Annotated in this window: 15 protein-coding genes and 1 riboswitch; of the genes, 7 read left to right on the top strand and 8 right to left on the bottom strand. The window is 71.6% G+C overall.

What is annotated here, in order from left to right; genetic code table 11:
- Positions 1-230 precede the first annotated feature (230 nt).
- From ACTWQO_RS13900 to ACTWQO_RS13890, 3 genes are all read left to right on the top strand, one after another.
- On the top strand, positions 231-1,805 hold the full coding sequence (locus tag ACTWQO_RS13900; protein ID WP_443237594.1) for an AbgT family transporter: 1,575 nt from the start codon (positions 231-233) through the stop codon (positions 1,803-1,805).
- A gap of 21 nt (positions 1,806-1,826) precedes the next feature.
- Positions 1,827-2,918, top strand: a complete 1,092-nt coding sequence (locus ACTWQO_RS13895; protein WP_443237593.1) for a DUF5937 family protein — start codon at positions 1,827-1,829, stop codon at positions 2,916-2,918.
- A gap of 116 nt (positions 2,919-3,034) precedes the next feature.
- The gene (locus tag ACTWQO_RS13890) at positions 3,035-3,850 is read left to right on the top strand and encodes an oxidoreductase (protein WP_443237739.1); all 816 of its coding nucleotides are present in this window, start codon (positions 3,035-3,037) and stop codon (positions 3,848-3,850) included.
- A 43-nt stretch (positions 3,851-3,893) separates the two neighbouring features.
- On the opposite strand, the gene ACTWQO_RS13885 is transcribed toward ACTWQO_RS13890, so the two are convergent.
- The 3 genes from ACTWQO_RS13885 to ACTWQO_RS13875 all read right to left on the bottom strand — a co-directional run bounded on the left by ACTWQO_RS13885 (position 3,894) and on the right by ACTWQO_RS13875 (position 7,662).
- Positions 3,894-5,222: an enolase C-terminal domain-like protein gene (locus ACTWQO_RS13885; protein ID WP_443237592.1), complete on the bottom strand. Its 1,329-nt coding sequence runs from the start codon at positions 5,220-5,222 to the stop codon at positions 3,894-3,896.
- A 50-nt stretch (positions 5,223-5,272) separates the two neighbouring features.
- On the bottom strand, positions 5,273-6,610 hold the full coding sequence (locus tag ACTWQO_RS13880) for a gluconate:H+ symporter (protein ID WP_443237591.1): 1,338 nt from the start codon (positions 6,608-6,610) through the stop codon (positions 5,273-5,275).
- Between the two features lie 92 nt (positions 6,611-6,702).
- On the bottom strand, positions 6,703-7,662 hold the full coding sequence (locus ACTWQO_RS13875; protein WP_443237590.1) for a 5-dehydro-4-deoxyglucarate dehydratase: 960 nt from the start codon (positions 7,660-7,662) through the stop codon (positions 6,703-6,705).
- A 115-nt stretch (positions 7,663-7,777) separates the two neighbouring features.
- Between ACTWQO_RS13875 and ACTWQO_RS13870 the strand changes: the two genes are divergently transcribed.
- Positions 7,778-8,566, top strand: coding sequence for an IclR family transcriptional regulator (locus ACTWQO_RS13870; RefSeq protein WP_443237589.1), 789 nt, complete (start codon positions 7,778-7,780; stop codon positions 8,564-8,566).
- Between the two features lie 36 nt (positions 8,567-8,602).
- Here ACTWQO_RS13870 and ACTWQO_RS13865 read toward each other — a convergent pair whose 3' ends face one another.
- The 5 genes from ACTWQO_RS13865 to ACTWQO_RS13845 all read right to left on the bottom strand — a co-directional run bounded on the left by ACTWQO_RS13865 (position 8,603) and on the right by ACTWQO_RS13845 (position 13,496).
- Positions 8,603-9,826, bottom strand: a complete 1,224-nt coding sequence (locus ACTWQO_RS13865; RefSeq protein ID WP_443237588.1) for a mannosyltransferase family protein — start codon at positions 9,824-9,826, stop codon at positions 8,603-8,605.
- 27 nt (positions 9,827-9,853) lie between these two features.
- Positions 9,854-11,113, bottom strand: coding sequence for a hypothetical protein (locus tag ACTWQO_RS13860; protein ID WP_443237587.1), 1,260 nt, complete (start codon positions 11,111-11,113; stop codon positions 9,854-9,856).
- Positions 11,110-12,381 carry a glycosyltransferase gene (locus ACTWQO_RS13855; protein ID WP_443237586.1) on the bottom strand — a complete coding sequence of 424 codons (1,272 nt, stop codon included), beginning with the start codon at positions 12,379-12,381 and terminating at the stop codon, positions 11,110-11,112. Before ACTWQO_RS13855 ends, ACTWQO_RS13860 begins: the two co-directional genes overlap by 4 nt.
- A gap of 85 nt (positions 12,382-12,466) precedes the next feature.
- Positions 12,467-12,979 (bottom strand): hypothetical protein, encoded by a 513-nt coding sequence (locus ACTWQO_RS13850; protein WP_443237585.1) that lies wholly within the window; start codon positions 12,977-12,979, stop codon positions 12,467-12,469.
- 10 nt (positions 12,980-12,989) lie between these two features.
- Positions 12,990-13,496: a SigE family RNA polymerase sigma factor gene (locus ACTWQO_RS13845; RefSeq protein ID WP_443237584.1), complete on the bottom strand. Its 507-nt coding sequence runs from the start codon at positions 13,494-13,496 to the stop codon at positions 12,990-12,992.
- A 160-nt stretch (positions 13,497-13,656) separates the two neighbouring features.
- Between ACTWQO_RS13845 and ACTWQO_RS13840 the strand changes: the two genes are divergently transcribed.
- The 3 genes from ACTWQO_RS13840 to metE all read left to right on the top strand — a co-directional run bounded on the left by ACTWQO_RS13840 (position 13,657) and on the right by metE (position 18,964).
- On the top strand, positions 13,657-14,346 hold the full coding sequence (locus ACTWQO_RS13840; protein WP_443237583.1) for a class I SAM-dependent DNA methyltransferase: 690 nt from the start codon (positions 13,657-13,659) through the stop codon (positions 14,344-14,346).
- A gap of 42 nt (positions 14,347-14,388) precedes the next feature.
- On the top strand, positions 14,389-16,266 hold the full coding sequence (locus tag ACTWQO_RS13835) for a SpoIIE family protein phosphatase (protein ID WP_443237582.1): 1,878 nt from the start codon (positions 14,389-14,391) through the stop codon (positions 16,264-16,266).
- Positions 16,265-16,491, top strand: a riboswitch (cobalamin riboswitch). Its footprint overlaps the gene before it by 2 nt.
- Before the next feature lie 151 nt (positions 16,492-16,642).
- Positions 16,643-18,964, top strand: coding sequence for a 5-methyltetrahydropteroyltriglutamate--homocysteine S-methyltransferase (metE, locus tag ACTWQO_RS13830; RefSeq protein ID WP_443237581.1), 2,322 nt, complete (start codon positions 16,643-16,645; stop codon positions 18,962-18,964).
- Positions 18,965-18,997: the final 33 nt, after the last annotated feature.

Raw genomic sequence — 18,997 nt, 5'->3', positions numbered from 1 at the left:
TCACTTGACGTCATCAGGTCAACTGTTCCGCCGGAAGGTGACGGGACCGGACACGGGACCTACTGTGCAGCGCAACCCGGGAACGCCCCGCAGGCCATCGCGACGGATCGTGATGGTGCGCGGCTCCGGGTCCCGTTTCACATCGCTCGCGGCGCAGCCGCGCCATGCCCTCGTTTCCCAGTCCTCTCCCGTCATCTCCCGTCCTTTCCCAGTCCTTACAGGAGGCCGCCATGAGCACACCTGACAGCCGCGCCGAGGAGGTGCAGGCCACCGAGCCCGGCGAGGGGGGCCGTGGCTCCCGGTTCCTCGACCTGGTCGAGCGGGCGGGAAACGCACTGCCCCATCCGTTCTGGCTGTTCTGGATCCTGTGCGGGATCGTCGCCTGCGTCAGCTGGGCGCTGAACGCCTCCGGCCTGCGGGTCGAAGACCCGTCCTCGGGCGACCTGGTCGGCGTACGCAGTGCCCTGTCGGCGGACGCCGTACGGGACCTGATCACCGGCGCCGAGGAGTCCTTCGTCACCTTCGGCCCGCTCGGCACCGTGCTGATGGTGATGCTGGGCGTCGCGGTCGCCGAGCGGTCGGGGCTCTTCGAAGCGCTGGCGCGCCGCATGCTGTCGGGCCTGTCCCCGCGCACGGTCGTCCTGGGCGTGGCGCTGGGCGGGGTGCTGGGGAAGTTCCTGTCCGACTCGGCGTACGTGGTCCTCATCCCACTCGGGGCGGTGGCCTTCCGCGCCGTGGGCCGCTCCCCCATGCTCGGCATGATCGTCGCGTTCGTGTCCATCAACGCCGCGGGCGACGCCAACCCGCTGATCGCACCGGGTGACGCGCTGTTCGCCTCCGTGGCCACCGAGGCCGCGCAGCTCGTGGACAAGGACGTGGTGGTCCGCGCGACGGACAACATGTACTTCACCACCGTCTCGGCGTTCGTGCTGGCCGGCACCATCGCCCTGGTCGTGGACAAGGTCCTCGCCAAGCGGGAGCACCACCTGATCCCCGACGCCGACCTGGAGGCGGCAGCGGCGCAGCAGGTGGTCGCCGCCGGGGTCGACGACGCCACCGAGCGGCGGGCCCTCAGGCTGACCGGCCTTGCCGTACTCGGCTACGCCACGCTGATCGTGCTCGCGATGCTGCCCGCCTCGTCACCTCTCCGCGGCGAGGGCGGCGCGATCGTCGAGTCCACCTTCATGAACGCCATCGCCGTCTTCCTCACCGTCTTCTTCCTGCTCATCGGCGCCGTGTACGGACGGCTCACCGGGCGGATCAGCGGGAGCCGCGCGATACCGGAGTTCATGGCGGACGGAGTGCGCTCGATCGCGCCGCTCCTGGTGCTCTTCTTCGCCGTGTCGCAGTTCCTCGCCCTGTTCAAGTGGACCAACATCGCCACGGTCGTCGCGGTCGAAGGCGCGGACTTCCTCCGGGAGTTGGGCGCGCCCACACTGGCGCTGTTCTCCCTGCTGATCGTCGCGGTCGCGCTGATGAACCTCCTCATCACCTCCGGCTCCGCCCTGTGGGCCCTGGTCGCCCCCGCACTCGTGCCGATGCTGATGCTGCTCGGCACCAGCCCTGCCACCACCATGGCGCTCTACCGCATCGCCGACTCCTGCACGAACTCCATCACGCCGATGAGTACGTCGTTCATGCTCTGTGTCGGCTATCTCCAGACGCTCCGCCGCAAGGCCGGCATCGGCACCCTGGTCTCCTTCACCCTGCCCCTCGCCATGATCATGCTGGTGGTCTGGGTCGTGCTGTTCTTCGCCTGGTACCTGCTGGGCATCCCGCTCGGTCCGGGCGCGCCCGTACGGTGAACTCGGCCGTACGCTGACGGCGTGAGCATCGTCCTCGACCTCGGAGGGCTCGGCCCCGCGGACCTCGTGGTCGGGCCCTCCGCGCTGTCGGAACTGATGGCGAGCCTGCACGTGCTCGCCGAACCGGAGCACCACCCGGAGGCCGCCGACTGGGCGGCCCGCGCCATCACGGCGGACCCCGAACTGCGCGACGAGCTGGCTGTGTTCGCCCCGCTGTGGGCCCGCTTCCGCTGCCGCCTGTTCTTTCCCCGTACGGTGCCGCTCGCGGCCGGCCTGGACGAGGAGCTGGCGGCGATCGGGGAGCTGCCGGCCGAGAACTTCCTCGAGTTGGTGGCGCCCGGAGTCCTCGGCACCAGCGCGCAGCCCGTCCCGTCGGCCCGCGAGCTGCACGCCGACACCACCGCCGCGGAGGACTACGCCCGCCGCTGCCTGCGCCGCTCCTATGCCCGCGGTGAGCTGGCGCGGCAACTGGTGGCGGCGCCGCTGGAGCTGCGGGACCGGCTGCTGGCGGTGCTGCGGGCCGCCGACACCGCGTTCTTCGCCGAGGACTGGCGTACCCTGCGGCCGGCTCTGGAGGAGCACGCGCGAGAAGTACGTCGCCGACTGGCAGCCCGGTCGCCCGCGGAGGTGCTCACCGAGCTGCTGCCGACCGCGGCCCGGGTCGGGCCGGGAGAACGGATCCGGCTGGACAAGCTGCAGATCGACGAGGTGAAGGTGGCCCCGCGCCCCCTCGTCCTCGTCCCGTCCGCCCGGGTGTGGCCGCATCTGACGGTCAAGAACGAGCACCCGTCGTGCGTGGTGGTGCAGTACGCGGCGCGCGGCACGACCCCGGCCGGACAGCTGACGTTGCGGGATCTGCACGACCGGCTGATGGCGCTGACCTCGCCCGCCCGGATGGAGCTGTGCCGCCATCTGCTGGGCGAGCCCATCACCACGTCCGAGCTCGCCACCCGACTCGGCTCCAGCGAACCCCAGGTCTCCCGCGCCCTGCGCACCCTGCGCGACGCGGGCCTGGTGCGCTCCACCCGGGACGGCAAGCTGGTACGGCACCGGCTCGCCACGGACGTCATCCAGCGCCTGGGCCACGATGTCCTCGCCACCGTGGCGCGGTGAACCGACAGGGGGAAGAGCCGGCCCGGATCAGTTCCTTCTTGAGCTTGCGCTCGGAAACCGATCGGTTTACAGTGAGCGGAAACCGATCAGTTTCTCAACGAGTGCGGGAGTCCATGATGACGACGAATCGGCCGGTGGCACTCGTGACGGGTGCGTCGTCCGGCATCGGGAAGGAAACCGCGCTCGCCCTGGTCGCAGCGGGTTTCGACGTGGTCGGCACAGGCCGCGACACCTCACGCGTCGCCCCGCTCGGCGGTGTGACGTTCCTCGACCTCGACGTGGCCCGTGACAAGTCGGTCACCGCAGCCGTCCAGCGGGTGATCGAGCTGTTCGGACGGATCGACGTCCTGGTCAACAACGCCGGCGTCGGCTCGATGGGCGCGGCCGAGGAAACCTCCGTCGCGCAGGCCCAGGGCGTCTTCGACACCAACGTCTTCGGGGTCATGCGCATGGTGAACGAGGTCCTGCCGCACATGCGCGCTCAGCGACGCGGGCGCATCATCAACATCTCGTCCGTACTCGGATTCCTGCCTCAGCCCTACATGGCCGCCTATGCCGCCTCCAAGCACGCGATCGAGGGCTACACCGAGTCCCTGGACCACGAGGTCCGCGACCACGGCGTCCGCGCGCTCATCGTCGAACCCGCCTACACCAGGACCGGATTCGAGGCCAACAGCGCGAAGCCCGACACGCCCCTGAACGCCTACGAGAAACAGCGGCAGACCGTCGACCGTGTGATGGCGGAGGCGGTCAGGGACGGTGACGCCCCCGCCGTCGTCGCCAAGGCGATCGTCGCGGCGGCGACCGACGCCAAACCGAAGCTGCGCTACACCGCCGGCCCCATGGCCGGACGTGCGAGCGTACTGCGCCGCGTCGCTCCCGCCGGAGTCTTCGACAAGCAGATCCGCAAGATGAACCGGCTGGCCGGCTGACGCGCAGGCTTCGACGTCACGGCCGCTTCTGCGACAGGATCGGCTACCGCACCAGGCACGGACGCCTGCTGCTGAACTCCCAGCCAGGGATGAGGTATTGCATGGCGAGGGCGTCGTCGCGCGCGCCCAGGGCCTTCGTCCGGTAGAGGTCGTGGGCGGCGAGCAGGCGGTCCATGTCGAGGTGGATGCCCAGTCCGGGGGCGTCCGGGATCGCGATCTCGCCGTCGATGATGCGAGGCGGGGCGGTGGTGAGCCGTTCCAGGCCTTCCTGCCAGATCCAGTGCGTGTCGAGGGCGTTGTACTCGCCGGGGGCCGCGGCGCCGCAGTGGGTGACCATGGCCAGGGAGATGTCGAAGTGGTTGTTGGAGTGGCAACCCCAGGTCAGGCCCATCGCGTTGCACAGCTGGGCCACGCGGACCGAGCCCTGCATGGTCCAGAAGTGCGGGTCGGCCAGGGGGATGGAGACCGACTGGAGGGCGAGGGCGTGAGTGAGCTGACGCCAGTCGGTGGCGATCATGTTGGTGGCGGTGGGCAGGCCGGTGGCGCGGCGGAACTCGGCGAGGATCTCCCGCCCGGAGTAGCCGTCCTCGGCTCCGCAGGGGTCCTCGGCGTAGGCGAGCGTGCCGACGAGGGGACCGCACAGTTCGACGGCCTCACGCAGGGACCACGCGCCGTTCGGGTCGAGGGTGATGCGCGCATCGGGGAATCGGTCCTTCAACGCCCGTACGGCGCTGACCTCCTCCGCGCCCTCCAGGACACCGCCCTTGAGCTTGAAGTCCAGGAAGCCGTACAGGTCGTAGGCCGCCTCCGCCTGGCGGACGATCGCCTGCGGCGTCAGGGCCTCCTCGTGGCGGATCCGGTACCAGTCGACCGACGCGTCCGGTTCACGGACGTACTCCAGGTCCGTTCGGTCGGGGTCGCCGACGTAGAAGAGGTAGCCCAACACCCGTACGGAATCGCGCTGTTGGCCGTCGCCGAGGAGGGCGGCGACGGGGACGTCGAGGTGCTGGCCGAGGAGGTCGAGCAGCGCCGACTCGACGGCGGTGACCGCGTGGACGGTGGTGCGCAGGTCGAAGGTCTGGGCGCCGCGACCGCCGGCGTCGCGGTCGGCGAAACGGTCGCCGATCTCCCGCAGGACACGCTTGTAGTCGCCCACCTGCGCCCCCACGACCAGTGACTCGGCGTCCCGCAGCGTCTGCGTGATCTTCTCCCCGCCGGGCACCTCCCCCAGCCCCGTGCGGCCCTCGGAGTCGGTGAGGACGACGACGTTGCGGGTGAAGTAGGGGCCGTGGGCGCCGGAGAGGTTCAGCTCCATGCAGTCCCGGCCGGCGACGGGATAGACGGAGAACGCGGTGACGGTCGGCTGGCTCATGCTCATCAAGATCCTTGGGTACGGGGGTGGAGGGGCCGTGGGCAGGGGCTTCAGAGGCTGAGGACGTCGAGGACCCACTCGCCGAGCAGAACGCCGCCCAGGCCGAGGACGGCGAGCACCGTCGTATAGGAGGTACGCACCTTGATCGCCTCGATGACGGAGAGGTTGAAGTACTCCTTGAACAGCCAGAATCCGGGGTCGTTGACGTGGGAGCAGGCGATCGAGCCGCAGGCGACCGCGAGCACCATCATCTCGGGGTGGACCCCACTGTCCGCGAGCAGCGGCAGGACCACGCCGGAGGCGGTGACGACGGCGACCGTCGCCGAGCCGAGGGCCACGCGGAGGATGACGGCGACGAGCCAGGCGAGGACGATCGCCGAGATGGCCCAGCCGTCCGTGACGTCCTTGATGTAGTCGGAGATCCCGCCTTCGACGAGGACGTTCTTGAAGGCCCCGCCGGCGCCGATCACCAGGAGGATCATCGCCATCGCCTGGGCCGCCGAGCCGCAGGAGGCACCGACCTCGGCCAGGCTGCGGCCGATCCGCGGTCCGAACGCCCAGATCGCCAGGCACAGGGTCAGCAGCAGTGCGATCGGCGCCGAGCCGACGAAGGCGACGGTGTTCAGCAGCGGGCTCTCGCCGGAGGTGGCCATGTCGGTGATCGCGGCGGCCACGATCAGCACCACGGGGAAGAGCGCCACGAACAGCGACCAGCCCAGCCCCGGCATCTCCTCGTCGGTGAACTCCCGGTCGCTGACCAGCCCCTTGGGGATGGAGGGGTTCATCGCCCTGACGAACGGCAGGCGCGGCCACGCCAGCGCGATGAGCACACCGGCCGGGACGGCGATGAACAGGCCGTAGAACAGGGTCAGTCCGACGGATGCGTGGAAGGTCGCGGCGACGGCGGTGGGGCCGGGGTGCGGCGGAAGGAAGCTGTGCATCGTGGACAGTGCGATGGACATCGGCAGCCCGACCCACAGCAGCCTCGCTCCGGTCACCCTGACCAGGGTGAAGGCGATGGGCACGATGATGATGAACGCGACCTCGTAGAACATGGTCACGCCGATCAGCATGGACGTGACCACCATGGCCACCTGGACCCAGCGCGGCCCGAACGCGTCGAGGAGCTTGCGGGCGATGCGCTGCGCGGCCCCGGAGTCCCCCATCACCCGGCCGACCATGGCGCCGAGCCCGATGGTGAGCATGGTGTCGCCGATCTGGTCCCCGATGCCCTCGGAGAGGACGTCCGGGATGGTCGCCACCGGTATGCCCTGGACCAGCGCGACGCCGACCGCCACGAGCAGCAGCGCGGCGAAGCCGTTGAGCCTCAGCCTGGTCATGAGGAGGAGCAGGATCACAACGCTGATCCCGACTACGAGGAGAGGCAAGGCAGTTCCCCTTTGAACTGTTCACTGGGCAGTCGAAGGCTCCGCCGGGGCGGAGCGGCGGGTGGTGGTGACGTGGGCGGGCGGCGGATGCGTCAGGCGGGTCGCCGTACGGCGTCGACCAGGCTCAGGCCGTGGTCCAGCACTTTCTCCAGGTCGGCGAGATCGTCCGCGCCGGGGTCGGTGAGCGGGGCGCGCACCGGGCCGACCGGGAGGCCACGCAGCCGGGCGGCGGCCTTGACCAGGGAGACGGCGTAGCCGGGCACCCGGTCGCGCAGCTCGACCAGGGGGACGTAGAACTCGCGCAGGAGCCTGGTCACGGAGGCGTCGTCGCCACTCTGCAGGGCGGCGAAGAAGGCGTTCGCGATCTCGGGCGCGAAGGCGTGGACGGCGGAGGAATAGGCGGGGACGCCGACGGTGGCGTAGGCGCGGGCCTGGACCTCGGCGGTGGCGGCGCCGTTGAAGAAGAGGAAGCCGTCGGGGGCGGCGAGGGTGAGGCGCTGGAGGCGGTCGAGGTCGCTGTGGCCGTCCTTGAGGCCGATGACGCCTGGGATCTGTGCGATCCGCCTCAACGCGTCCACTCCGAACGCCACTTGACCCCGCTGGTAGGCGATGAGCGGCAGCCGGGTGCCGGCGGCGATCCGGCGCAGCTGTGCCACCAGACCGTCCTGCGGCGCCCCGACCAGGTAGTGGGGCAGGACCAGCAGGGCGTCGGCGCCCGCCTCCTCGGCGATACGGGCGAACCGCAGCGCCTGCGCCCAGCCGTAGCCGGTGCCCGCGACCACCGGAAGCCGGCCGTCGGCGACCTCGACCGTGGCCTCGACGACCGCGCGGTACTCGTCCTCGTCCAGCGAGAAGAACTCACCGGTCCCGCAGGCCGGGAACACCGCCCCCGGTGCGGTGGCCAGCCGGCCGGCCAGGTACGCCCGGTAGGCGTCGAGGTCGAGTCGGCCGTCGTCGTGGAAGCTCGTGAGCGGGAAGGACAGCACCCCGCCCGCCATTCCGTCCCGGAGCCGCTGGACGACCCGTTCGGCTTCCGCACTGATCTCTGCCACGAATCTCATCCCTATATGCAGATGGCGTCCACGTATGAAGATGGAGGCTAGGTGGGTGAACGGGCTGGGTCAATGGGTGGCCGGGTGCGGACTGCCGCAGATTTACGATGTCCCCATGTCGGACGGGAGAGGTGTCCGCGGCGTGAAGTCGGCGTCCCGGACCGTGGCGCTGCTGGAACTGCTCGCCGCCCGGGGCGAGGAGCCCTCGCGGCTGGATCAGCTCGCCGAGGATCTGGGCGTACCGCGCAGCAGCATGTACCAGCTGTTGCGGACCCTCGTCGACTGTGGCTGGGTCCGCACCGACGCCACCGGCTCGCTGTACGGCATCGGAATCCGCGCACTCCTCACCGGGACCAGCTATCTCGACGGCGACCGGCGCATCCGCGCGGTCCGCCCGTACTTGGACGAGGCGTCGGACGCGCTCGGCGAGACGATCCACCTGGCGCGGCTCGACGGCGGCGACGTCGTCTATCTCGCCACCCGCGAGTCCCACGAGTATCTGCGCACCATCAGCCGGGTCGGCCGCCGCGTCCCGGCCCACGCCGGCGCCCTCGGCAAGGCCCTGCTCGCCGAACGCCCCGACGGCGAACTCCCGCTCCCCGACGACCCGTTGACCGCCCTCACGGAGAACACGCACACGACCCGCGCCGCACTGCTGGCAGACCTCGCCGGGGTACGCGAGCGCGGCTACTCCGTCGACCGCCAGGAGACGGTGCCCGGCATCGCGGGCTTCGGCTTCGCCCTGCGGTACGACGCCCCGGCGACCGACGCCATCAGCTGCTCGGTCCCGGTGGCCCGGCTCACCCCGGACCACGAGGCCCGTATCGTCGCCGTGATGCGGGAGATCCGGGCGAAGATCGAGGCCCATCTGCCGCGTGCCCCCGGGGCACCGGACTGGCGCTGAGCCCCGCGAGTGCGCCCGCTCACGGGGAGGCCGGGTTCAGCCTGCCCAGCGGCCCGACGTGAACGTCACCGCGAGGACCACCATCAGCGGCGCCACCACGGCGACGTACGCCTCCTTCACCCAGCCGCGCCGCAGGCTCCAGTGCGCCAGGCCGGTCCACAGGGGCCACCAGAGCAGCGTGGCGCGGGGAACGGACAGGTACCAGTACGACGTTCCGAGGGCCCAGAGGTTGAGCGCGATGAAGACGGCCTCCGGCCAGCGGCGGCGGTACAGCAGCAGGGACAGCAGCACGAGCCCGGTCGCCATCGCGACCAGCTCCAGCTGGAACTCCCAGGCGTAGCCGGTGGTCAGAAGGTGGTCGAAGGCGTTGTCCCAGGTGTGCCGGAACGCTTCGGCGGGGGTGTGGAAGTCCCGGTACCAGCCGCGTTCCTGGGCGTGCTTCCAGGCCATCCAGTCACCCGTCCGCGCGTGCAGGTAGACCGTGTAGGCCGCGGCGGGCAGGACGGGCACCGCGCACCAGGGCAGCGCGCGCAGCCGGTGCTTGCCGCGGCGGTCGTCCCGGGCCAGCAGGAACTCGACGGCTATCGCGGCGGCCAGGAACAGGCCGCTGACCCGGGTGGTGGTGGCCGCGGCACCGAGCAGGCCGGCGAGGGGCCAGTTGCGGTTCTTCGCCGCGAGCCAGGCCGGCAGCGCGAACGCGAGGAAGAGCGCTTCGGTGTATCCGGCGGCCAGGAACACCGCCATGGGCGACAACAGCAGGAAGGTGACGGCCCGTTGGCCCGCCCTGGCACCGTCCGGGTGGCCGAGCCCGGCGATCCTGCCCAGCGCCACCACCGCGACGGCGCCGCTGACCAGGGAGATCAACAGCCCGGCCACGGTCCAGTCGGCGAGGACGGTGTGTACGGCGCGGAGGGCGAACGGGAAGCCGGGGAAGAAGGCCACCCGGTTGTCGGAGGCGGGGTCCATCCCCGGGAAGGAGCCGAAGTACCCGTACTCGCCTATGTGTTGGTAGTGGGCCCAGTCCCACCGCTCCCAGTGGGACAGCCACGGGGCCGGTGACTTGGCGTTCCCGTCGGCGGGGAACAGCCACGCGGTGCAGTAGGTGACGAGCCACAGTCCCAGGCGGGTGAGTGCGTAGAGCCGCAGCACCCGGCGGTCCGCGGGGGTCAGCCGGTCGAGCAGCCGCCGCCGGGGCGGGGCGGCACGAGGTCTTTTCCTTACGGGACTTGCGACGTTCCGCTCGGGCAGGGTCGCGGTCATCGTGCATCCATTCCTGGGGCCGCCGGGTTACGGGACGCCGAGTTCGAAGAGGACGTAGCCCGCGTACGAGCCGGAGGCCACCGCGGCGATGGAGAACACCGTGAGCTGGAGGCGCAGGCTGAGCCGGCGCAGCGCCAGGGCGAGCGGGATGAACAGCGGGAACGCCGGGAGCAGATAGCGGGAGACGTTGCCGAAGATCTGCTGGCTGCCCAGGACCAGGGCGAGGGTGACGGCCGGGTAGACGACCAGGACGGCAGGGGGGCGCAGCCGGATCAGCAACGGGACGAGCACGGCCGCCAGCAGCACCACGCAGACGCCGACGATGTCCGCGAAGGGCCACGCGAAGAGGTAGTCGTTGTGGCCCACCGGGACGGAGGTGAGGACGTCGAGGGTGTACTTGCCGTAGTCGAACTCGTGGGCCCAGGCGCCCGACTGGAGCTTGAAGTAGCCGCCGTAGTCGCCCATGCGATGGCCGACCCACAGCAGGTAGCCGAGGAGTCCGAGCGGGGCGACGGCCACCGCCACCAGCGGGCGCAGGATGCCTTCGTGGCGCCGGTGCCGGTGGATGGCGAGGAGTGCGGCGACGGCGAGGGCGGCGATCAGGGCGACGGCGGTGGGTCGGTTGAGGCCGGCCGCGCAGGTGAGGAGACCGGCGGTGAGCCAGTTCCGGCGCATGACCGCGTAGCAGGACCAGGCGGCCAGGGCGACGTAGAGGGAGTCGGAGTAGACCGCCCACTCCACGCCGGAGCCGGGCCAGACGGCCCACAGCCCGGCCGCGGTCAGCCCGGCGCGTGGGCCGCCGAGGTGCGCGGTGACGGCGTAGATCCCCAGGGCGGCGGCGAAGGAGGCGACGACCGAGACGAGCAGTCCGGCGCCGAAGGCGCCCAGGCCGGTGACCTCGGAGACGAGCCGCATCAGGGCCGGGTAGAGCGGGAAGAACGCCGCCGAGTTCCCTTCGAGGGTGATCAGACCGGTGGCGCCGGGGATCGGGCGGAGTTCGGGGTGGTAGCCGTGCGCGGCGATCTGCTGGTACCACCAGCCGTCCCAGGTGCCCAGGACGTCCCAGGGGTGGGCGCCGCCGCCGAAGCGGGGGTTCTTCTTCCGGAAGTCACCTGCGGAGTCCAGCAGGTACATGAAGACGGAGAAGCCGATGAGCTTCAGTGCGCCGTACATCGCCAGCGGCGGTCCGTAGCGCACGGCGATGCGGTGCAGCCGCTGCCGTGGGTCGGGCACGGCGCGGTGCGGGGGTGCGGTGTGGTCGGGGCTGACCGTGAGCGTCGTGTTCATCGGGCGGTCCGCCCCAGGGAACGAGGGGAACGGGTGGCGCGGTTGGCACGGGTGCCGAAGACCCAGGCCCGGAAGAGCAGGAAGCGCAGCAGGGTCGCGGCGAGGTTGGCGGCCACCAGTACGGCGAGTTCGATGCGGTGGTCGGCGGTGGGCGCGATGTGGTGCAGGGCCGCGAGCGAACCGCTGGTGAGGGCCAGGCCGACGGAGAAGGTGACGAGGCCGCGGGCCTGGTGACGCAGGGCGCCGCCCCGGCCGCGCAGCCCGAAGGTGAGCCGCCGGTTCGCGGCCGTGTTGGCGACGGCGCAGGCCAGCAGCGCCAGTGCGTTGGCGGCCTGGGGTCCCAGCGGCGGACGCAGCGCCGCGTACAGGATCAGATAGCACAGGGTGCTCACCGCTCCTACGGCCGCGAAGCGCACCAGTTGCGTGAGCAGTCCGGGCGACGGGGCCTCGGCTCCCCCGGACGGTTCCGCCGACGGCAGGGTGCCGCGGGCCAGTGCGCGGCCGATCCGGGCGATGCCCCGCAGGTCGGCCAGCGCGGTGGCGAGGATGTCCACCCGGCTGTCGGGGTCGTCCACCCAGTCCACCGGCACCTCGTGGATCCGCAGCCCCGCCCGTTCGGCGACCACCAGCAGCTCGGTGTCGAAGAACCACGCGGAGTCCTCGACCAGGGGCAGCAGCCGCTCCGCGACCTCGCGCCGCACCGCCTTGAAGCCGCACTGCGCGTCCGAGAAGCCCACGGCGAGCGTGGAGCGCAGCAGCACGTTGTAGCAGCGGGAGATGATCTCCCGCTTGGGGCCGCGCACGACCCGGGAACCGTGGGCCAGCCGGGTGCCGATGGCGATGTCGGAGTGGCCGGAGATCAGCGGGGCCACCAGCGGGAGCAGCGCGGCCAGTCCGGTGGACAGGTCCACGTCCACATACGCGAGCACCGGCGCCCGCGACCGTGACCAGGCCACCCGCAGCGCACGGCCGCGCCCCTTCTCCTCCAGCCGTATCCAGTCCGCCTCCGGCAACTCGCCGGCCAGCCGGGCGGCGATCCGTGGAGTGGCGTCGGTGCTGGCGTTGTCGGCGACGGTGATCCGGAACGGGTAGGGGAACGTCTCCCGCAGGTGCGCGTGGAGCCGCCGTACGCTCCGCTCCAGATCGGCCTCCTCGTTGAACACGGGCACGACCACGTCCAGGACGGGCTCCGGGTGATGCGCGGGGAGCGGTGCCGGGCGAGGCAGCCGGTCCCTTCCCATGAAGGCGACGGTCCCTGCGTTTGTCATGGTTCGTCCTTGTCTGCGCTCCGGCGCAGGGTGTGCGGAAGGCACACGCGGCGCGGGGTGATCGCTGGGGCGGTCGAGTGGGGTTCTAGTCGGCCGAACCGATGACGGACGACTCGGGGGCCGACGGCTCCCCTGTCTCCGGCACGCCCACCGTCGATGTGGGTGGCGGACTGGTCGCGCTCGTGGCGCCATGCCCAGTGGCGCCCACGGACGGATCCCCGGCGTCCGAGGTCGCGCTCCCCGTCGACGTGGGGGGTGCGGTGGTGGGCCCATGCGGGTCCACCGAGCCGGTCGGGGACGGGGTCGCGCTCGGCGACGGGTCCGGCGGCGAGCTCGTGCTCGCCGGGGACGACGGACTGGCGGCGGGCCGCGGGTGGGGAGCGCTGGGCTCGTCCCTGACCTGGCCGTTGGGCAGCAGGAACAGCCCGACGCCGAGTCCGGCGACCGCCAGTACGGAGCCGACGGCCGCCTGTGCCGCGCGGGCCCGGCGGCGTGCTCGTACGCCCGCCCGCAGACGGTCCTGATGCTTCGGCTCGTAGGGGGTGTGCTCCTGGGTGTCGCGCATCAGCTGCGCCAACTGCCGCTCGAAGTGATCCATGACTTCTCCCTCACCCCACCGGCTCGATGACATCGGCCAGAATCCGGCGCAGCCGCGCCACCCCACGCGAGGCGTGCGACCGGGCCGTGCCGACCGGGCAGCCCAGCACCTGGGCGACGTGCGCCTCGGGCAGGTCCTGGTAGTAGCGCAGCACCACCGCGGCCCGCTGCCGGGCCGGCAGTTGGGCCAGCGCGGCCTCCAGCCGGGAACGCTCCGCCACGGTCGCGGACACATCGCCCGTCACCGCCACCTCGGGCAACTGCTCCACGGGGCGCTCGCCCCACCAGCGCCGCCGGGCCGAGCGAGCCGCCGCTCGCGACAGCACCTTGCGCACGTAGGCCTCCGGGGCCTCGTCGGCGATCTTCGGCCAGACGAACCACAGCTTGACCAGGGACTCCTGCAACAGGTCCTCGGCCCGGTGCCGATCGCCTCCGGTGAGCAGACGCGCCAGATGGAACAGCCCCGACCAGCGGGCGGCCACGAACTCGTCGAACTCACCGGCCCGATCTTGTTCCATCCGCGCTGTCCCCAGTTCTCGCCGGCTCGCCTACACAAGGGAGAAGGCACTGACAGTCCCTCCACGCTGCATTCACAGCCGGTGATCTGGATCACAACGAAGCATGCACATAACCAAGTGAATGTGAAAAACTGACGCATAAGGCACCCGAGGAGACCCGGTGAGCAACCCTGGCGACAGGCTCGACTACGAAACGCTACGGCGGGACCGCACAGGTCAGGCCGAGGCGTTCGACGCCATCGGCAACCGCTACGACGAGGCCTTCCCGCACAAGGAAGGGCAGGTCGCGGCGGCCGCATGGCTCATCGGCTCCCTGCCGGCCGGGGCCCGGGTGCTGGACCTGGGATGCGGCACCGGGCTCCCGACCGCGCGCCAGCTGGCCAAGGCGGGCTTCGAAGTGGTCGGGGTGGACCTGTCGGACGGGATGCTCACGCTGGCCCGCGGCCATGTGCCCACCGGCCAGTTCCATCAGGCGGACATCGCGGACCTGCGGCCCGGCGGCCCCCTGGACCTCGGCCGCTTCGACGGCGTGGCCGCGTTCTTCTCCCTGCTCATGCTCCCGCGCGCGGAGATCCCCCTCGCCCTGCGCACCGTCCGTCATCTGCTGCGTCCGGGCGGCCTGCTCGCCCTGTCGATGGTGGAGGCCGACGTGGACGACTTCTCGATCCCCTTCATCGGAAGGAGCATCCGCGTCTCCGGCTACCTGAGGGACGAGCTGCGCGAGGTCGTCGAGACGGCGGGCTTCGAGATCGGCGACGAGTCCTCGTACACCTACGCTCCGGCGGTCGCCGACATCCAGCCCGAGGTACAGATCTTCCTGCACTGCCGGCGCACGCCCGACGGCTCCTGATCCGCTCGCTGGGGCGCGGGCCGCACGCCCGGAAGGACACGCATGACGAAGCAGCTCGGAACCGGTGACGACACCGGGGACCCTGCGCCCGGTGCGCAGGACCTCGCCGCTGTCATGCGTCGGCCGCAGCCGTCCGGCTCCGAGAACCGCGGCGTGACCGTGCGCCCGCCGGCCGCGGACGCTCCCGCCGGACGCGCACCGGGCGACGGACCGGACGTCACCCCGCCGCAGACCGACAGGCTCCGCTATCTCGACGCCGCGACCCGGCAGATCGCCCGCGGCATGAACCTCGACGAGACGCTGTACGAGCTGTGCCGCGCGGCCGTCCCGGCGTTCGCCGACACGGCGTTCGTCCACCTGTACGCTCCCCTGCCGGTCGGCGACGAGATCGGCGCGGCCCCCAAGATCCTGCGGCTGCACACCGTGGACCATGCTTCCCTTCGGGTCCCCGCCGGCCAGGGCGCCGAGTCACCCGCGCCGAGCGCGCACCCCCTCCAGGCGGCCGAGGTCGTACACCCGGCCGCCACCGGACTGCTCGCCAAGCTGCTGCAGGACGGACGGCCGGTGTTCGGCAACGACCCGGGCGTCGCCTCGGCGGCGGCCGAGTTGCTCGGGAGGGTGCACATACCCTGGTCGACACCCCCCGGGCGACGGCTGATCATCGCCCCGCTGCACGGCCGCAACCACGCCCTGGGCAGCGTCGTCCTGATCCGCGGACGCGACCGGCCCGACTTCACCGGCGACGACCTGCTGGTGGCCTCCCAGCTCGCCACCCACACCGCCCTCGGGCTGGACAAGGCGATGCTGTACGAGCGTGAGGCATCCGTCGCGGACACGTTGCAGCGCACGATGCTCCCGCCGTCGCTGCCGGAGCCGCCCGGGGTCCGGCTGGCCAGCCGCTATCTGCCGGCCTCGCGGACCGCGCAGGTCGGCGGGGACTGGTACGACGCGATCCCACTGCCCGGCAACCGCGTGGCCCTGGTGATCGGCGATGTGATGGGCCACTCCATGACCTCGGCCGCGATCATGGGCCAGCTGCGGACCAGCGTGCAGACCCTGGCCGGGCTCGATCTGCCGCCGGACGAGGTGCTGCACCACCTCGACGAGCAGGCGGGGCGCTTGGGCAGCGAGCACACGGCGACTTGTCTGTACGCGTTGTACGACCCCGTACTGCACCGGCTGATCGTGTCCAGCGCCGGCCACCTGCCGCCGGTGCTGCTGCGTCCCGACGGCACCGTGGAGGTGCTGAACGTCCCGCCCGGAGCGCCGATCGGTGTCGGCAGCGGCGGATTCGAGTCCGTCGAGACACACGCGCCGACCGGGGCGACGCTGCTGCTGTACACCGACGGCCTGGTCGAGTCCCGCGACTCGGACGTCATGACCGGCGTGGAGCGGCTGTGCGGCCGGCTGCGCGCGACCGGCCCGAAATCCGCGCCGCCGACCCTGGAAGACCTGTGCGACCAGGCGCTCGGCACCCTGGGCGCCGGTGGCCGGGACGACGACATCGCGCTGCTCGCGGCCCGGTTCGAGGGCATCCTGCCGGAGACCGTCGCCTACTGGTACATGGCTCCGCGCCCGCAGACCGCGCGCCAGGCCCGCCGGCTGACCCGCAGGACCCTGCACGGCTGGGACCTCGACGACCTGCTGGAGTCCACCGAGCTGATGGTCAGCGAGGTGGTGGCCAACGCCGTGCGCTTCGCCTCCCGCCCGATCACCCTGCGGCTGCTCTGCACGGACGTGCTGCGCTGCGAGGTCGGCGACGACTCACCCGCGGTGCCGAGGATGCGGCACGCCCGGCTCAGCGACGAGGGCGGGCGCGGGCTGTTCCTGGTCGACCAGCTGGCAGAGCGCTGGGGAGCAACTCGGGTGAGTACGGGCAAGGTTGTGTGGTTCGAGCAGCAACTGCCTCCCGCGGGTTAAGCTGGCCGACGCAGCTGGTTCGCCCCGTCAGCCAGGCGGGATGCGTCGCAAGAGGGAACCCGGTGAAATTCCGGGACTGCCCCGCAGCGGTGAACGGGAACGACCGCCGTCATACGCACTGGGTCCATGAAACGGCCCTGGGAAGCGACGGCCAGTAGATGTCTCCTCGTACGACGACGAGACGTGCCCGTGAGTCCGAAGACCTGCCAACTGCCCGTGCGCGAACCACTCGTGCGCGGACATCCCGGTGACCTCGAGGGCGGGTCGGCGTACCACCGAGCGAACGGCCAGTGGCCGTTGCCGTCCGGTTGGTCACCCTTCGCGTTCTCGTCCCGTCTCCGGGATCTCAGGGATTCATCTCGCGAAGGAGATCTCCGTGACAGGCAAGCCCGCAGCCGCGGCAGCACGGGCCACCGTGTACGGCTACCCCCGCCAGGGACAGCACCGGCAACTGAAGAAGGCGATCGAGGGCTACTGGAAGGGCCGCGTCACCGCCGACGCCCTCCGCGCCACCGCCGCCGAACTGCGCAGCGGCAACTGGCGGCAACTGGCCGGGGCCGGCATCCACGAGGTGCCGACCGGTGACTTCTCGTACTACGACCACGTCCTCGACACCACCGTCATGGTCGGCGCGATCCCCGAGCGGCACCGGCCCGCAGTCGAAGCGGACGCCCTGGACGGCTACTTCGCCATGGCGCGCGGCACCCAGGACGTGGCGCCGCTGGAGATGACGAAGTGGTTCGACACCAACTACCACTACCTGGTGCCGGAGTTGGGCCCGGACACGGTGTTCACCGCGAACTCCGCCAAGCAGGTCACCGAGCTGAAGGAAGCCCTCGCCCTCGGACTGACGGCGGCCCGACCGGTCCTGGTCGGCCCCGTCACCTACCTCCTGCTCGCCAAGCCCGCACCCGGCGTGGCCGCCGACTTCGACCCGATCACCCTCCTCGACCGGCTGCTGCCGGTGTACGCCGAGGTCCTCGCCGACCTGCGCGCCGCCGGCGCCGAGTGGGTGCCGCTGGACGAGCCCGCCCTCATCCAGGACCGCACCCCGGCCGAACTGGGCGCCGCCGAGCGGGCGTACCGGGATCTCGGCGCCCTCACCGGCCGGCCGAGGCTGCTGGTCGCCTCGTACTTCGACCGGCTCGGCGATGCGCTGCCGGTGCTGGCCAAGGCCCCGGTCGACGGGCTCGCGCTGGACTTCACCGAGGCCGCCGCCGCCAACCTGGACGACCTCGCCGCGGTCGGCGGGCTGCCCGGCAAGCGGCTGGTCGCCGGCGTGGTCAACGGCCGCAACATCTGGGTCAACGACCTGTCGGCGTCGCTCGCCACGCTCGGCACCCTGCTGGGCCTGGCCGATCGGGTCGACGTCGCGGCCTCCTGCTCCCTGCTGCACGTCCCCCTCGACACGGCGGCCGAGCGGGACATCGAGCCGCAGATCCTGCGCTGGCTCGCCTTCGCCCGGCAGAAGACCGCCGAGATCGTCACCCTCGCCGAGGGCCTCGCCCACGGCACCGACGCGATCACCGCCGAACTCGCCGCCAACCGCGCCGACCTGGCCTCCCGCGCCCACTCCCCCATCACCCGCGACCCGGCCGTACGGGACCGCGCCACGGCCGTCACCGCGGCCGACGCCCGCCGCTCCCAGCCGTACGCCGAGCGGGCCGCCGCCCAGCGGGCCCACCTCGGCCTGCCGCCACTGCCGACCACCACCATCGGCTCGTTCCCGCAGACCGGCGAACTGCGCACGGCACGCGCGCACTTGAAAGCGGGCCGGATCGACACGGCCGGCTACGAGGAGCGGATCAGGGCGGAGATCCAGGAGGTGATCTCCTTCCAGGAGAAGACCGGGCTTGACGTCCTGGTGCACGGCGAGCCCGAACGCAACGACATGGTCCAGTACTTCGCCGAGCAGCTCACCGGCTACCTCGCCACCCAGCACGGCTGGGTCCAGTCCTACGGCACCCGCTACGTCCGCCCGCCGATCCTGGCCGGCGACATCTCCCGTCCCGAGCCGATGACGGTGCGCTGGACGACGTATGCCCAGTCCCTCACCTCGCGCCCCGTCAAGGGCATGCTCACCGGCCCGGTCACCATGCTCGCCTGGTCCTTCGTCCGCGACGACCAGCCGCTCGGCGAGACGGCCCGACAGGTCGCGCTGGCGCTTCGCGACGAGGTGAACGACCTTGAGGCGGCGGGCACTTCGGTGATCCAGGTCGACGAACCGGCCCTGCGCGAGACCCTGCCGCTGCGCGCCGCCGACCACCGCGCCTACCTGGCCTGGGCCACGGAGGCGTTCCGCCTCACCACCAGCGGCGTGCGCCCGGACACGCAGATCCACACCCACATGTGCTATGCCGAGTTCGGCGACATCGTCCAGGCCATCGACGACCTCGACGCGGACGTCATCAGCCTGGAGGCGGCCCGCTCCCATATGCAGGTCGCCCGCGAACTCGCCGGCCACGGCTATCCGCGCGAGGCCGGACCCGGCGTGTACGACATCCACTCCCCGCGCGTGCCGAGCGCCGAGGAGGCGGCCGAACTCCTGCGCACCGGCCTGAAGGCGATCCCCGCCGACCGGCTGTGGGTCAACCCCGACTGCGGCCTGAAGACCCGCGCCTGGCCGGAGACCCGTGCCTCGCTGGAGAACCTGGTCGCCGCGGCCCACACGGTCCGCGCCGAACTGCCCACGCCCTGACGACCTGCCTCCCACCGGCCGGGGCCGCACCGC

Origin of the sequence: Streptomyces sp. 4N124 (assembly GCF_052245395.1) — a bacterium.
GTDB lineage: Bacteria > Actinomycetota > Actinomycetes > Streptomycetales > Streptomycetaceae > Streptomyces.
The sequence above is the reverse complement of the archived record's forward strand: the minus strand, read 5'-3'. Positions and strand labels throughout refer to the sequence as shown.

What these genes read in the sequence shown, in the direction of transcription:
- ACTWQO_RS13900 (WP_443237594.1), top strand. Translation starts at nt 231, where the DNA reads ATGAGCACACCTGACAGCCGCGCCGAGGAGGTGCAGGCCACCGAGCCC.
- ACTWQO_RS13890 (WP_443237739.1), top strand. Translation starts at nt 3,035, where the DNA reads ATGACGACGAATCGGCCGGTGGCACTCGTGACGGGTGCGTCGTCCGGC.
- ACTWQO_RS13885 (WP_443237592.1), bottom strand. Translation starts at nt 5,222, where the DNA reads ATGAGCCAGCCGACCGTCACCGCGTTCTCCGTCTATCCCGTCGCCGGC.
- ACTWQO_RS13870 (WP_443237589.1), top strand. Translation starts at nt 7,778, where the DNA reads ATGTCGGACGGGAGAGGTGTCCGCGGCGTGAAGTCGGCGTCCCGGACC.
- ACTWQO_RS13865 (WP_443237588.1), bottom strand. Translation starts at nt 9,826, where the DNA reads ATGACCGCGACCCTGCCCGAGCGGAACGTCGCAAGTCCCGTAAGGAAA.
- ACTWQO_RS13860 (WP_443237587.1), bottom strand. Translation starts at nt 11,113, where the DNA reads ATGAACACGACGCTCACGGTCAGCCCCGACCACACCGCACCCCCGCAC.
- ACTWQO_RS13855 (WP_443237586.1), bottom strand. Translation starts at nt 12,381, where the DNA reads ATGACAAACGCAGGGACCGTCGCCTTCATGGGAAGGGACCGGCTGCCT.
- ACTWQO_RS13850 (WP_443237585.1), bottom strand. Translation starts at nt 12,979, where the DNA reads ATGGATCACTTCGAGCGGCAGTTGGCGCAGCTGATGCGCGACACCCAG.
- ACTWQO_RS13845 (WP_443237584.1), bottom strand. Translation starts at nt 13,496, where the DNA reads ATGGAACAAGATCGGGCCGGTGAGTTCGACGAGTTCGTGGCCGCCCGC.
- ACTWQO_RS13835 (WP_443237582.1), top strand. Translation starts at nt 14,389, where the DNA reads ATGACGAAGCAGCTCGGAACCGGTGACGACACCGGGGACCCTGCGCCC.